Origin of the sequence: Nostoc sp. (genome assembly GCF_036916655.1) — a bacterium.
Lineage (GTDB): Bacteria > Cyanobacteriota > Cyanobacteriia > Cyanobacteriales > Nostocaceae > Nostoc.
Window position 1 is genome coordinate 1 of sequence record NZ_JBALFY010000071.1, and the last position, 15,906, is coordinate 15,906.

Below are 15,906 nucleotides of genomic sequence, written 5' to 3' on the forward strand. Positions count from 1 at the left end.
AACTATTTTTTCTCGAAGATCGACAGAGTATGACTTCATTTAAAAATATTTATATTTTAATTTAGTGTACCTCATAATAGACGCAAGTGCTGTATATTCATCAAGATTGGTCAAATAGATATGATTTGAAATCTGACTTTGACATTGGCTAGTAGTCTGTCCCATTAATTATGGCGGTTAGAGAGACGCGATAAATCGCCGTCTGTACAGTAAATTTATCCATCAATTATTTATTGACACACTAGTAGTATAGGGATTGAAATTGCTTAGTTTATTTTAGGAGTTATATATGGTTGGGGTAATATTTGATCTAGATGGAACTCTTTGGAATATATCTAGTATATGTGCAGATGCTTGGAATCAAGCAATTAAGATTGCTAATATTCAGAGAACTCCTATTACTGAGGATGATATTAATGGTGTAAGTGGTCTTCCATTTATAGAGTGCATAAAAAATATTTTTCCAGACATAGAAGAGGAAAATATTTATAAGTTTTCTCTTTTAATCGAAGACTGTGAAAAGCAAGAGATAAAAACTAGAGGTGGAACTTTATACAAAGGAGTTTCAGAATATTTAGATACTTTGTCCAGTCAGTTTCCCCTGTTTTTAGTTAGCAATTGTGAATATTGGTACTTACAGATGTTTCTTTCTATGCCTTTAAACACTAGTAATACAAACAAAACTTTTAGGGATATATTTGTAGACTCAGAGTGTTTTGGCAGAACTCAAAAACCCAAGGCTGAAAATATCATTGCAATTTGTCAGCGTAATAGCTTGAAAAAGGCAATTTATGTTGGAGATACAGAAAGTGATAGATTAGCGGCTATGAAAGCAGGGGTTGATTTTATTCACGCCTCCTATGGATTTGGTTATGTAGAATCAGCAAATTTAAAGAGTGCGGCTTCTTTTAGTGAAGTTGTCGATATACTGTTAACTCTTATCAATCCACCATCAGTAACGATAGAAAATATTACAGCGAGTTTATAAACTAGAAAGGGTTTTAACGGATATCACTTTTGAAAAGACTTGACAGACTAACTACTACAGAGTTGTCAGCTTGGGTGCAACAAGCGAAAACTAAAGCTGAATACGGAAAAGTTATCGATCGCATTCCGCAATTAGCTAAAGCTTATCCTAGTTGGTTTGCAGTTCACATCTGCTGTAAATCGGGCAAAACCATCAGTTTTGGGGATATAGCTTGTGTTTTCCCGCTAATGAGCGTGATTAAGACATTTTCCTTACTTTATCTGCTAGAACATCTCGGAGCAGAAACAGTTTTTGGCTGGGTTGGGGTGGAACCATCGGATGCACCCTTCAATTCTTTAGAACAATTAGTTAGCGATCGCGGCCGCCCCCGCAATCCTATGATTAATAGTGGGGCAATTACCTTGTCTGATAAATTACCAGGAAAGGACGCTAATCAACGCACTCTCTTATTTTGTCAATGGCTCAACCAATTAGCCGATTGTCAACTAAGCTTAGATCAGGTAATGCTGGCTTCAGTGCGATTAACACGCTCAACAGCTAATGAAGCGATCGCCAACTATCTTGCCGAAGCCGGTTATCTCGAAAATCTTGAAATAGCCCTTGACACCTACGAGCAAATATGCTGTATATCTGGGCGAGTTGAAGATTTAGCCCTGTTGGGAAAACTCCTAGCTTGTGAAAATAACAGGTTATCTGCACGAAACCGCCAAATTGTCAATGCTGTGATGTTAACTTGTGGATTGTACGAAGCTTCTGCCGAGTTTGCAGTCAGAGTTGGTTTACCGATGAAATCAGGGATTGGTGGTGGACTTGTAGCAATAGTACCAGGTGAGGGAGCGATCGCTTGTTACAGTCCCGCCTTGGATAATATCGGAAATCCTGTCGGTGCGATCGCATTCGTTGAGGCTTTAGCGCAAGAGTTGCAGTTGAGTGTCTTTGGTTGATTCTGTTGTAGGTAACGGCGTTGATTCAGGAGTTGGTGTTACCTCTAGCTGAGGTTCTGGTGTCGGAGACTCAATAATCTCTGGCAGTGTGGGTGGCAAACTTGGAGATGGCGTAACTGGTGCTTGTGAGGTAGGAACTTTACCAGTCCCACGGTTGAAATATCCACCAAATCTAGATTTGGTTGGTTTAGGCGCAACTTTTTCAGGTAACGGCGTAGATTCAGGAGTTGGCGTTACCGTTGGCTGTGGTTCTGGTGTTGGCGTAATTATTTCTGGTGCTGGAGACTCAATAATCTCCGGCGGCGTGGGTAGCAAACTCGGAGATGGCGTAACTGGTGCTTGTGGGGTAGTAACTTTACCAGCCCCACGGTTGAAAAATCCGTCCAATCTAGGTTTTGTTGGTTTAGGCGCAACTTTTTCAGGTAATGGCGTAGATTCAGGAGTTGGCGTTACCGTTGGCTGTAGTTCTGGAGACTCAATAATTTCTGCTGGTGTCGGGGACAAGCTAGGAGATGGTGTAGCTGTTGGAACTTCTAATTTTGGTTTTTCTGGCTGTGTTTTGAATTCTTTGGGAATTTCCGTTTCAGGAATGGGCTGTTTTTCTACCTTGGGTTGTATTTGGGGTGTTTTTTCAACAGAAGGTGTAGGTCTATAATTCTGGTCTACAATAGGGCGCACTTCTGCTGCTGTGAGTTCTCCTCTAATAATTCTCGATAGAGTATCTTTACCCTTTGGCTGGTAGTCAATCAATCTAACTGTGGTATTAAAGGCATTTTTGACAGCATTTCCCTGATTATCGAGAAATTCCAGTTTTACCCAATTTTTTCCTGGATGGAAGCCTTTCAGGTAAACTGCCTGCCAGCGATCGAAAATAAAGCTTTCACCATTAATAGTGGAGCGGATGCGCCAATCACTGAACTCGTCGTTGGGGTTTTCCTTACCAACGAGATGCAGAGGAGCGTTAGTTAGGTAAAAGTCCAGTAAGATTGGTTCTGCCCCATAGCTACTTTGAGGACGGCTGTAAGTTAGCAGGGGTAATTTAGGATCTGGGGTGTTGTCGTCGGTTTTAGTGAAGACGTGAAATGTTGTTTGAGCATAAGCACCTTCATTCTTAAAGCTTTCATGCCAAGGACGAGAGGCAAAGATGCGCAGGGTATGACTACCTGGAGACAAGTCTGGTAAAACTAAGGGCTGATTTAGGTCATAAACAGGTATATAAGGTTGATTATCCAGAATTACGTGTAAATGTGGCCCGAGTTGTAATTGTGGGTCTTTAAATATTGGTAGATCCTTAACCTGAAAACTGGCTGTTACTTTGTTGTCTTGAAGAACTTCATCAAATTTTGGAGTAACAATTGTCACTTGTGGTTGATAAACTTCCAAAATTGGACGCAGTTCTTGAATAACAGATGGAGGGGAAACTTCCGAAAATTGCTTTGAAATTTGAGAAATCTTTGGGGAGTTTTCTTTATAGCCAGTAGATACTTCCTGGCTGTCAGCTTTCTCGCCGCAACTGGTCAAGCTTAATACCAGCACCAATGTCATTACCCACCTGAGAATCGAGAACTTCTCAGGGAGAAATTTCTCTAACACCCTTTTCAGCCACGAGTTCATGTGTTGTACCCAGTGATAGTCTTCGATAATTGACCCGCCGAATTTTAGATTTTAGATTTTGGATTTTTTGGGGTACAAGCCCCACCCCTCGTGGGTGGAAAAATCTAAAATCTCCAAGCCCCGCACCCTCGTGGTCGGGGTCAATCCAAAAGACGCTCGCGGACTCGCTAACGCTCCGCTATCGCAAATCTAAAATCCAAAATTGATTGACAGATTTATTTTGGCTCAAACTGTCCATCTGGAACTATAGCCCAAAAGGTGAAATCTGCCTCAGATCGCATGGTTTTCTTGCGTATCTCAGGAAATTTTAACGGGTTGCACTGATTCCTATGTAACTTTAGTTGGGGATTGGGGACTGGGAAAGAAATTCTTTTAAGGGACTTCCAAATAAAAAAATACTCAATTATTTCTTGTGGGGTGGGCGTCTCGCCCGCCATATCGACTGGGCGGGCAAGATGCCCACCCCACAACATTGGATAATTTATTCCTTGGAGTTCCTCAAAAACCTAACCCCCTAACCCCCAACTCGTCGCGGGAAGGGGGAAAATTCAAAGTCTCTCTCCTTTGAGGATACTGTTGGCGAATTAATAGGGGGTCTAACCCATCATTCCTCATTACTCTTGAGTCCGTTTCAACGGACTTGAGCTATTAGCCCGAAATTTATTTCAGGGCGGAAAAGCAACGCCAAACCAATGTTTTAGGGGTGAGGGGTCAAACCCACCATAAATTGACCAACAGTATCCTTTGAGGAGAGAGAAATAGAAGAGAGGTTTTCCAGATGCCATGAAAATTCAGGGATGAATCCACATACCTATATTTCCAATATCGATTCCCGATTTAAAAAAAAGTCATATTACTTACAGCGTTTTACTTACGAAAATTGAAATATGACATAAATGTTTATGAGTAATAGCCGCAAAAGCTGGATCATCGACTATGTAGAGCCAAACCATAAATCTTACGAATTGTTATCCTTTGTAAATTAAATAGATAATCTATTGACTTTTGGGAAAAAAGTTTGAAGTTAAAAGCCAGTTAAGGCAGGAATTCCAGCAATATTTGGGCAAGTTTGAATTATTGTTAAAATATCTCCAACAATGTACAAGTGAAGACTCTATAATTCAACGAGAAACAACTCTCCACATGGGGTCTTCATCGGAGCTTCAGTAAAATTCTGGAGTAGTCGGTAATGGTTCATTTTGTGGTATTAATGATTCCTCATTCCTTATCAAGAGAGGAGGTCGAATGACAATAAGTCCTCCGGAGCGAGAGGAAAAAAAGGCAAGAGTAATCGTCGATAACGATCCAGTTCCAACCTCATTCGAGAAATGGGCGCAACCTGGACACTTTGACAGATCCTTGGCCAGAGGTCCCAAAACCACCACATGGATTTGGAACCTGCACGCACTCGCCCATGATTTTGATACACATACAAGCGATTTAGAAGAGATATCCCGCAAGATATTCTCAGCCCACTTCGGCCACCTGGCTGTAGTGACCATCTGGTTGAGCGGGATGATTTTCCACGGCGCGAAGTTTTCTAACTACGAAGCTTGGTTAAGCGACCCGTTAAACGTTAAACCAAGTGCCCAAGTTGTTTGGCCCATTGTCGGGCAAGACATTTTAAACGGTGATGTTGGCGGTGGTTTCCACGGTATTCAAATCACCTCCGGTTTGTTCCAGGTATGGCGTGGCTGGGGGATTACAAACTCCTTCCAACTTTACGTAACTGCGATCGGTGGCTTGGTATTAGCAGGCTTATTCCTATTTGCCGGCTGGTTCCACTACCACAAACGCGCTCCCAAACTGGAATGGTTCCAGAATGTGGAATCAATCCTGAACCACCACTTACAAGTGTTGCTAGGTCTTGGTTCCTTGGGATGGGCAGGTCACTTGATCCACGTGTCCGCACCGACCAACAAGCTTTTGGATGCAGGCGTTGCCATCAAAGACATACCCTTGCCCCACGAGTTCATCTTGAACAAAGACTTGTTGACCGAGCTGTATCCCGGCTTTGCTGCTGGTTTAGCACCTTTCTTCACCTTGAACTGGGGTCAGTATGCTGACTTCCTGACCTTCAAGGGCGGTCTGAACCCAGTAACAGGCGGCTTGTGGTTGACTGATATTTCCCATCACCACTTGGCGATCGCAGTTCTCTTTATCATTGCTGGTCATCAATACCGTACCAACTGGGGTATTGGTCACAGCATTAAAGAGATCCTAGAAAACCACAAAGGCCCTTTCACCGGCGAAGGTCACAAAGGTCTCTACGAAAACCTGACCACATCTTGGCACGCTCAATTAGCTACTAACCTAGCCTTCTTGGGTTCGCTGACCATCATCATCGCGCATCACCAATACGCGATGCCCCCCTATCCATATTTGGCAACTGACTACGCTACTCAGCTAGCTCTGTTTACTCACCATACTTGGATCGGTGGCTTCTTAATCGTTGGTGGAGCCGCTCACGCTGCTATCTTCATGGTGCGAGATTACGATCCAGTTGTGAATCAAAACAACTTGCTGGATCGGGTGATTCGTCACCGTGACGCGATTATTTCTCACCTGAACTGGGTGTCTATATTCCTTGGCTTCCATAGCTTTGGACTTTACATCCACAACGACACAATGCGTGCATTGGGTCGTCCTCAAGACTTGTTCTCTGATACAGGGATTCAATTGCAGCCAGTATTTGCCCAGTGGATACAAAATATCCACGCCTTGGCTCCTGGTACAACTGCACCCAATGCCCTAGAACCAGTTAGCTATGTCTTTGGCGGCGGTGTCTTGGCTGTTGGCGGAAAAGTGGCAGCTGCACCCATTGTTTTGGGCACAGCGGACTTCCTAATTCACCACATTCACGCTTTCACCATTCACGTCACCGTCCTAATTCTGCTCAAAGGTGTGCTGTACGCCCGTAGCTCTCGTCTGATTCCAGACAAAGCAAACCTGGGCTTCCGCTTCCCCTGCGACGGGCCAGGTCGTGGCGGTACCTGTCAAGTGTCTGGTTGGGATCACGTATTCCTCGGACTTTTCTGGATGTACAACTCCATATCAATTGTAATTTTCCACTTCAGTTGGAAGTTACAGTCAGATGTTTGGGGAACAGTAGATGCAGATGGTACTGTGACTCACATCACTGGTGGTAACTTTGCCCAAAGTGCTATCACCATCAACGGTTGGTTGCGTGACTTCTTGTGGGCACAAGCGACACAAGTCATCAACTCCTACGGAAGTGCGCTGTCTGCTTATGGTCTAGTTTTCTTAGGCGCTCACTTTGTCTGGGCATTCAGCTTGATGTTCCTGTTCAGTGGTCGCGGCTACTGGCAAGAACTGATTGAGTCCATTGTTTGGGCACATAACAAACTGAAGGTAGCACCAGCAATTCAACCTCGCGCTCTGAGCATTATTCAGGGTCGGGCTGTAGGGGTAGCTCATTACCTCTTGGGAGGAATTGCCACAACTTGGGCATTCTTCCACGCACACATCCTTTCAGTAGGGTAGCAATCAGTTGTGGAGTGCTGAGTGCTGAGTGCTGAGTGCTGAGAAAATACTCAAAACTTGGTACTCAGGACTCAAAACTCAGGACTCTAAACGCTGGTATTTGATGGCTAAAGGTCAGAGGAATTATTAAACCTATGGCGACAAAATTTCCGAAATTTAGCCAGGATCTCGCACAGGACCCGACGACTCGTCGGATATGGTATGCGATCGCTACAGGCAACGACTTTGAAACCCATGATGGCATCACAGAGGAAAATCTTTACCAAAAGATTTTCGCTACTCACTTCGGTCACTTGGCAATCATCTTCCTGTGGGCATCCAGCCTCCTGTTCCACGTAGCCTGGCAAGGTAACTTTGAACAGTGGATTAAAGATCCCCTTCACATCCGTCCCATCGCCCACGCGATTTGGGATCCCCACTTTGGTAAACCAGCGATCGAAGCTTTTACCCAAGCGGGCGCTAGCAATCCAGTAAACATTACCTACTCTGGTCTGTACCATTGGTGGTATACCATCGGTCTGCGGAATAACAGCGAACTGTACAACGGTTCAGTGTTCTTGCTGTTATTTGCGGCTGTATTATTGTTCGCTGGTTGGCTGCACTTGCAACCCAAGTACCGTCCTAGCTTGGCATGGTTTAAGAGCGCGGAACATCGCCTAAACCACCACTTAGCAGGTTTGTTTGGTGTTAGTTCTTTGGCATGGGCTGGTCACTTAATTCACGTTGCTGTCCCCGAAGCTCGCGGTCAGCACGTAGGTTGGGATAACTTCCTGAATACCCCACCCCATCCAGCCGGTTTGACACCATTCTTTACAGGCAACTGGGGTGTTTACTCTCAAAACCCTGACACTCCTGGACATATCTTCGGGACATCGCAAGGTGCTGGAACTGCAATTCTGAGTTTCTTGGGTGGTTTCCATCCCCAGACAGAAGCTTTGTGGCTGACTGACATCGCTCACCACCACTTAGCGATCGCAGTTTTATTCATCGTTGCTGGTCACATGTACCGGACAAACTTTGGGATTGGTCACAGTCTCAAAGAAGCCTTGAATGCCAAGAATTTCTTTGGTATTCCGGTTGAAGGCCCCTTCAACCTACCTCACCAAGGTATCTACGACACCTACAACAACTCTCTGCACTTCCAATTGGGATGGCACTTAGCAGCGTTAGGTGTTGTTACTTCCCTGGTAGCACAGCACATGTACTCACTGCCTTCCTACGCATTTATTGCGAAGGACTACACAACACAGGCAGCGTTGTACACGCATCACCAGTATATTGCTGGCTTCCTGATGCTTGGTGCTTTTGCTCACGGAGCAATCTTCTGGGTACGTGATTACGATCCAGAGCAAAACAAGGGTAACGTTCTTGAACGCGTACTACAGCACAAAGAAGCGATTATTTCCCACCTCAGTTGGGTATCCCTTTTCTTGGGCTTCCACACCCTTGGTTTGTACGTACATAACGACGTAGTAGTTGCTTTCGGCACTCCTGAAAAGCAAATCTTGATTGAGCCAGTATTTGCTCAATTCGTCCAAGCTGCAAACGGTAAGGTACTGTACGGTTTAGATACTTTGCTATCTAACCCAGATAGTATTGCTTACACAGCATGGCCTAACTACGCTAACGTTTGGCTTCCAGGTTGGTTAGATGCCATCAATGCTGGTACTAACTCCTTGTTCTTGACAATCGGCCCTGGCGACTTCTTGGTACACCATGCGATCGCCTTAGGTCTGCACACCAGCACTTTGATCTTGGTCAAAGGTGCTTTGGATGCCCGTGGTTCTAAGCTGATGCCCGATAAAAAGGACTTCGGCTATGCCTTCCCTTGCGACGGTCCCGGTCGTGGCGGTACTTGCGACATCTCAGCTTGGGATTCCTTCTACCTCGCTACATTCTGGGTACTTAATACCCTTGGTTGGGTTACGTTCTACTGGCATTGGAAACATCTCGGTGTTTGGCAAGGCAACGTCGCTCAGTTCAATGAGAACTCTACATATCTCATGGGCTGGTTCCGCGATTACCTCTGGGCTAACTCTGCTCAGTTGATTAACGGTTACAACCCCTACGGCGTGAATAACCTGTCTGTCTGGGCTTGGATGTTCTTGTTTGGACACCTAGTTTGGGCTACTGGTTTCATGTTCTTAATCTCCTGGAGAGGTTACTGGCAAGAGTTGATTGAAACCCTTGTTTGGGCACACGAACGCACTCCTCTAGCTAACCTAGTTCGCTGGAAAGACAAGCCCGTGGCTCTGTCTATTGTTCAAGCTCGTGTAGTTGGTCTAGCTCACTTCACTGTTGGCTACGTCGTAACTTACGCCGCATTCTTGATTGCTTCTACTGCTGGTAAGTTCGGTTAATTCGGCTGCTAGTTTTGTAGATAAGTAATAAAAAGCCCCTGCCGCAAGGTGGGGGATTTTTTTTTGGTTTTGGGTGGGGAAAATAAAGAAGGGGCGGGCAAGATGCCCACCCCACAAGAAAAGTTATAGAAAAATTAGAACAAGTTAGTAATAATTTATTTATTGGAAATTCCTTACCTGAAAACCAATTTTTCCAGGAGAAGACATCGCACTCTGCTATGTTAGATTCAAGCTACAACCTTCTGCGGATGAGGAATCAAGCAATGACGGCTTCTGTGGAACATGGCTTCAATAATAGCGCTTTTATCCCTCCTTTAGAAAGTGGCGATCGCTTAACCCGCCACGAATTCGAGCGGCGTTATACAGCAATGCCCCATAAAAAAGCAGAGTTAATCGAAGGAGTAGTTTACGTGGCATCACCTCTGCGTTTTAGAGGTCATGGTTTACCTCATGGAAACTTAATTATCTGGTTAGGGAATTACAAAGTTTCCACCCCAGGCGTAGAACTAGGCGATAATGCTACCGTGCGCTTAGATTTAGACAATGAACCACAGCCTGATGTTTTACTGTTGATAGATAAACCAGCTAAGGGACAAGCGCAGATCGGTAAAGATGATTACATAGAGGGCGCACCAGAATTAGTAGCAGAAGTAGCTGCCAGTAGTGCATCTATTGATTTATATGACAAAAAACGCGCCTACCGCCGCAACGGGGTACAGGAATACATCGTCTGGAAGACTTTAGAGAACAAACTAGACTGGTTCTGTTTGCAAAATGGTGAATATTTGCCACTAGTAGCGGATGCAGATGGTGTGATTAAAAGTAGAGTATTTCCAGGTTTGTGGTTAGCTGTCACCTCACTGATTACAGGAGACATGACTACAGTTTTAGCAGTGCTGCAACAAGGGTTAAATTCAAAAGAACACACGGAGTTTCTTGAGCATTTAGCTGACTAAAAATTAATACAACGTGAATTCGATTGCTCATACAATATTTACCCAATTTGCTCAATCAAAAAACCTCTCCCTGGTTTTACTACGCAAAACCTTCCCTCTCCGAGTCGGAGAGGGACAGACTTGAGCTTTAGTTCAAGGCAGGGAGAGGTTCGTCGAACTCACGTTAATAGAAGTGCTTTGCCAAGTACAAATATTTACAGAGATAAAATTTTAAAAAAATATCTGGTGTATTTGGGTACAATTACTAAATTGTGACTCATTTATATTAGTAGACGCATTGGTATAAATAAAAATTGTTTCCACTGACTAGAAAGCTCAGATTTTAGTTTTTGTCTCAATTGAATATAAAATTTAAAACTTAAAATCCTAAATCAATATGGCAAACCTCACACCGAATTCTAGTTTTAGTTTGACACTGCGCTTGCAGATTCCCAATCGTATAGGGATGTTGGCATCGGTGACACAGGCGATCGCTACCACTGGCGGTAATCTCGGTCAAATTGATTTAATCGAGCAAACCCGCAAAGAATCCACCCGCGATCTGACTGTGGATGCTGCGAGTACGGAACACGCTGAAACCATTGTACAAGCAGTCAAAGCATTACCAGACATCAAGTTACTCAGTGTCTACGATCGCACCTTTAATTTGCATCGCGGTGGCAAAATTAGCATTACCAGTAGAATTCCCCTGAAGAGTGTTTCCGATTTGGCAATGGCTTACACGCCCGGAGTCGGTCGCATTTGTACAGCGATCGCTCAAGACCCAGAAGAAGTTTACAACTTAACCATCAAACAAAATACTGTTGCTATTGTCACCGATGGTAGTGCCGTTTTGGGTTTGGGAAATCTCGGCCCCGCCGCCGCCCTACCAGTCATGGAAGGTAAAGCAATGCTGTTCAAGGAATTTGCTGGGCTAGATGCTTTTCCCATCTGTCTCGCTACCCAAGATACAGAAGAAATTATCCAGACAGTTAAGAATATCGCTCCGGTGTTTGGGGGCGTGAATTTAGAGGATATTGCTGCACCTCGCTGCTTTGAAATTGAAAAGAGATTACGCCAAGAATTAGATATCCCTGTTTTTCACGATGACCAGCACGGTACAGCAATTGTCACCTTGGCAGCGTTATTTAATTCCCTGAAACTGGTACATAAATCCTTAGCAGAAATCAAGATTGTGATTAATGGTGCTGGGGCGGCGGGAGTAGCGATCGCTCGGTTACTCCGTAAAGCTGGGGCAGAAAAAATCTGGATGTGCGACTCAAAAGGGATTCTCTCTACCAGTCGCACCGATTTGACAGAGGAAAAACTCGAATTTGCGGTGAAAGGTCAGGGCACATTAGCGGGTGCAATGCAAGGGGCAGATGTGTTTATTGGAGTCAGCGCACCAGGAGTTTTGACACCAGAAATGGTGCAATCGATGGCGAAAGATCCGATTGTGTTTGCAATGGCAAATCCGATTCCAGAGATTCAGCCAGAATTAATCAGTCAAGATGTTGCTATCATCGCTACTGGTCGCAGTGATTACCCAAATCAGATCAATAACGTTTTGGCTTTTCCTGGGGTATTCCGTGGTGCTTTAGATTGTCGGGCACAGACAATTACCATCAAAATGTACCTAGAAGCCGCAAGTGCGATCGCCTCTTTAGTCAAGCCTTCAGACTTGGATCGGGAACACATTATTCCTTCAGTCTTTGATGAGCGTGTCGTTACTGCTGTTGCTGCTGCTGTGCAACGTGCAGCGCGGGAAGAAGGTATTGCTCGGAACTAATTAAGAGACTTCCAAATACGCTCGTCCCCATTTGGTGATTGGATTATAAATAAAGCATAATCATCCAAAACACCACCATTCTGTCAACTGTTTGCAATGAAGTATCAAGTTGGGGACGAGTTTTTACAACAACTGCCACTGATTTTAGCGGGGCCAATCCTCAAACATACTGAGCCAGAGTCAGTGACGGTATGGGTAGCAGTAAAACAGTCTTGTCAGGTAGAACTTAAGGTTTATGACACAACAAATGATGGTGAAGTACTAGGAAATTGTTTGTTTGAGGGAGAACGCTCTACTGTTGCTCTGGGTAAATATCTTCATGTAGTTGCGATCGCGGCTCGGTCTAAAATTGGACATTGCCTCACGGCAGGTCACATCTATGCATACGACCTCCGATTTACTAATGCTGACCAAACCCTGCAAATGCAACAAGCATTATGCTCAAACTCTCATCCGACAGTCAGCATCAGCTACTTCGATCATCAAAAACCAACCTTTGCTCTGCCGCCAAACCATCTGCAAGATTTGCAAATTGTCCATGCTTCCTGCCGTAAACCTCATGGTCATGGCTTTGATGCACTGCCAATTCTCGACAGTTTAATTCAAGCATCAGCAAATCAACCCCAAAACCGTCCTCACCAGTTGTTCCTCACCGGAGATCAAATTTACGGAGATGATATCGCAGATCCATCGTTGTGGGTTGCTAGTACTCTTGGCGATGCTCTTTTGGGTTGGGAAGAACAACTTCCGGTAAATGGAGTGTATTGCACTCCCCAGCAACTACCCCCCGGAGAACGGGCTGATGTGGCGACAAATCAAGCTGGCTTGACCGCAGGATTACATAATAAAGCTGAGAAAGTTAACAGTCATCTTTTCAGCCTGGGCGAGTATTACGCCACTTATTTACTAGCTTGGTCGCCAGTGTGCTGGCCGCTAACATTTCCCAAAGGACACCAAGTAATGCGCGATCGCCATGCTATCAAAGACTGGAATCGGGCAGTCAAGCATTTGCGACAATTCATTTACACTCTTTGGAAAGTCCGCCGCGCCCTTGCCAATATCCCCATGTACAGCATCTTTGATGACCATGATGTTACTGATGACTGGAATTTAAACCAAGCTTGGTGTTTGCGAGTATTGGGGCGTCCCTTGGGGCGACGAATAGTCCAAAATGCTTTGTTAGCCTACACGGTGTTTCAAGCTTGGGGCAATACACCAGGGCAATTTGTAGAAGGTAAATCAGGTGAAAAGCTGTTGGCGGCTGTCCAAGCTTGGTCAGTTTCCCAAGGAAGAGATGCAAAGGCGGATGAAGCGATCGCGCGTTATGTAGGTATGCCAGCCAACGATCCCCATACAGACTTACCTATTTTAGTCCGAGATGGTGCAGTGTTCATTTTAGATCGACATCCTGAAACAATCACTTGGCATTACACAGTTAGGAGCGATCGCCATGAAGTAATTGTGCTGGATACGCGTACTTGGCGGGGTTATCCAGCCGATCAAAAACCAATTGCGCCGCCGATGCTGTTATGTCCAAAAGCCTTTGAGCAACAACTAGTTTTGCCTTTACAAAAAATCGCAGAACAAACTCAGATTCAAACTACATTTGTGATTGCACCCACCAATGTATTTGGATTACAAGTGATTGATTGGATTCACCATTGGCAGTTAAAACAAGAGAAAGTGTTTTCAACCGATGTTGGAGATGCCTGGAATATTAATGTTAAAGCACTGGCAAAATTTCTAACCACCTTGTTTGAGGAACGTCAACAAGTAGTTATTTTATCCGGGGATATCCACTACAGTTCTGTTGCTCACTTGTCTTATGCACACACCCATTCCAAATTGCAGTCTGTATTAGTGCAGTTAACCGCTAGTGCCTTGAAGAATGAAGAGATTTCGACGCGGCTGATTCATACACGATTGAAAGATTGGCTGTTACCAGAAAAGGTGCGACATTGGATAGGGCAGAGCAACCCGCCCAATATGGTAGAAATTTCAGATAAACAATTACACCATAATCGCCAGATGTTGACCAACTCTGACTGGCATTGTGTGCTGGAATGGATACCTCGAAACAGTGTTCAGACTTCCGATTGCACAGCAGATATATTATCGTTGATAGCTCCCTGGAAACGAGCCGAAAATGCTAAATGGAAATGGTTACAACCCCTGATGTTTTGGAAATTTCGTTGGGTTCAGGAGGGACGAGAAGTAGTTGGATTTAATAATTTAGGTCTGGTTCACTTTGAGTTTGCAGATGGGAATAGTTCTGGCAAAGTTATTCAAGATTTGTACTGGTTTTCTTCTTGGTATCCAACCCAACTTGTTTACAGCCGTTTTGAGAGCGAGTTAACGCCAAATCAGTCATTGTTGGGGAATTTTAGATTTTAGATTTTAGATTTTAGATTTTGGATTGATATCGCATCCCTTAATCTAAAATCCAAAATTCAAAATCCAAAATTATTTGACGATGACCAGCTTTGCTCTGCGAATGAAAATTTTGGTTGTATATCTGGGCACTCTAGATGAAAGAAACTTACTGGAGAGTGATTTCTATGTCTACGACCCCAATTAGTGCAACATTGGCACAAACAGACAGAGATGCTGTGTTGCAAGCCATTACCACCATTAAAGAAAAGCTACCATTTTTAGTTGATTTGAGTGCCGACGATCGCAAGACTTTACCCAGTGCGATTCGTTGTTTAGTGAATCACGGCAATCAGTCCGTACATAACTAAACCAGCCCGACAGCAGATTACTGTCTCTAAAGGCTGAACTCTCGGTTTGATGCAAGTGCAAGTCTTGCCATTCAGACTCAGAATTGACTCCTTATCTGCCCACACCGAACAAGCTCGGTTCTTGTAGAGTGAAGCTGGGAACAGGGCACAATCAGACAGCTGTTACGGGTTGACACTGGTGCTAATAGGGGGTTCCTATGGTGAAACAGAGCCTAAAAAAGCAACTTAAGTCTAAGCAGGGCGTAACACAAAAACCCCTGACTTCACTGGAGATTATTCCCGCCGAACATTAGGTCTGTAGCGGCAAAAAGTCAAGGGAATCCAGTAGTTGAATTGGCTACACCTAACGGAACTATCAATCTCTCCGAGGGAACGAATAAAAACGAGTTGTGGGTCTAGGGGCAGTCGAACCCCCAGTAGCCCAGACGAGCGGAGGAATCCCCACAATTCGGGTAGGACGAACCGTAATTGGTTCGAGGTGTTCAGAATACACTAACCAGAGAAGAGAAAATGATTAGACACAGTTATAAAACTAGTGAATCTTGGAAAGTACTGCCGTGGAAGAAATTCCGCCGTAACCTTTTCCGCCTTCAAAAGCGTGTGTATAAAGCGGTTCTTGTTGGAGACAAGCGGAAAGCTCGGTCGCTCCAAAAGCTTATTTTAAAATCCACCTCGGCTCGATTTCTTGCAATTAGACTTGTATCTCAGCTAAATGCTGGCAAAAAGACGGCTGGTATTGATGGTAAAAAATCCCTCTCATTTGAAGAACGCTTCAATCTTGAAGAACTACTGAAAATGAATAGCGGAAATTGGAAGCATCAAGGACTACGGGAAATCCCCATCCCCAAGAAGGACGGGACGACCAGAATGCTAAAGATACCAACCATCGCGGATAGAGCTTGGCAATGCCTAGCAAAATATGCACTTGAACCAGCACACGAAGCCACTTTCCACGCCAGGAGTTATGGGTTTAGAACTGGGCGCTCCGCCCATGATGCACAAAAGCACATCTTTAATAACCTCTGCTCAGG

Annotated in this window: 10 protein-coding genes; 9 read left to right on the forward strand and 1 reads right to left on the reverse strand. The window is 44.5% G+C overall.

Annotated elements, in window-relative coordinates:
* Positions 1-289 precede the first annotated feature (289 nt).
* Both V7L31_RS20775 and glsA read left to right on the forward strand, forming a co-directional pair.
* Positions 290-988 carry an HAD family hydrolase gene (locus V7L31_RS20775; protein WP_334698004.1) on the forward strand — a complete coding sequence of 233 codons (699 nt, stop codon included), beginning with the start codon at positions 290-292 and terminating at the stop codon, positions 986-988.
* 29 nt (positions 989-1,017) lie between these two features.
* Positions 1,018-1,932 (forward strand): glutaminase A, encoded by a 915-nt coding sequence (glsA, locus tag V7L31_RS20780; RefSeq protein ID WP_334698005.1) that lies wholly within the window; start codon positions 1,018-1,020, stop codon positions 1,930-1,932.
* Here glsA and V7L31_RS20785 read toward each other — a convergent pair.
* Positions 1,897-3,546 (reverse strand): hypothetical protein, encoded by a 1,650-nt coding sequence (locus V7L31_RS20785; protein ID WP_334698006.1) that lies wholly within the window; start codon positions 3,544-3,546, stop codon positions 1,897-1,899. The two genes, glsA and V7L31_RS20785, sit on opposite strands and share 36 nt — an antisense overlap.
* Positions 3,547-4,791: 1,245 nt before the next feature.
* Here V7L31_RS20785 and psaA point away from each other — a divergent pair.
* The 7 genes from psaA to V7L31_RS20820 form a co-directional block, all read left to right on the forward strand.
* Positions 4,792-7,050 (forward strand): photosystem I core protein PsaA, encoded by a 2,259-nt coding sequence (gene psaA, locus V7L31_RS20790; RefSeq protein WP_334698007.1) that lies wholly within the window; start codon positions 4,792-4,794, stop codon positions 7,048-7,050.
* Positions 7,051-7,184: 134 nt separating this feature from the next.
* Positions 7,185-9,410, forward strand: coding sequence for a photosystem I core protein PsaB (psaB, locus tag V7L31_RS20795; RefSeq protein ID WP_334698008.1), 2,226 nt, complete (start codon positions 7,185-7,187; stop codon positions 9,408-9,410).
* Positions 9,411-9,673: 263 nt separating this feature from the next.
* Entirely contained in the window at positions 9,674-10,366 is a 693-nt protein-coding gene (locus V7L31_RS20800) for a Uma2 family endonuclease (RefSeq protein WP_334698012.1), read from the forward strand.
* A gap of 376 nt (positions 10,367-10,742) precedes the next feature.
* The gene (locus V7L31_RS20805) at positions 10,743-12,134 is read left to right on the forward strand and encodes a malic enzyme-like NAD(P)-binding protein (RefSeq protein WP_334698009.1); all 1,392 of its coding nucleotides are present in this window, start codon (positions 10,743-10,745) and stop codon (positions 12,132-12,134) included.
* A gap of 96 nt (positions 12,135-12,230) precedes the next feature.
* The gene (locus V7L31_RS20810) at positions 12,231-14,528 is read left to right on the forward strand and encodes a PhoD-like phosphatase (protein WP_334698010.1); all 2,298 of its coding nucleotides are present in this window, start codon (positions 12,231-12,233) and stop codon (positions 14,526-14,528) included.
* A gap of 164 nt (positions 14,529-14,692) precedes the next feature.
* Positions 14,693-14,875 carry a hypothetical protein gene (locus tag V7L31_RS20815; RefSeq protein WP_334698013.1) on the forward strand — a complete coding sequence of 61 codons (183 nt, stop codon included), beginning with the start codon at positions 14,693-14,695 and terminating at the stop codon, positions 14,873-14,875.
* Between the two features lie 510 nt (positions 14,876-15,385).
* Positions 15,386-15,906: reverse transcriptase N-terminal domain-containing protein (locus V7L31_RS20820; protein ID WP_334698011.1), on the forward strand; the 521-nt coding region annotated here is incomplete at its 3' end.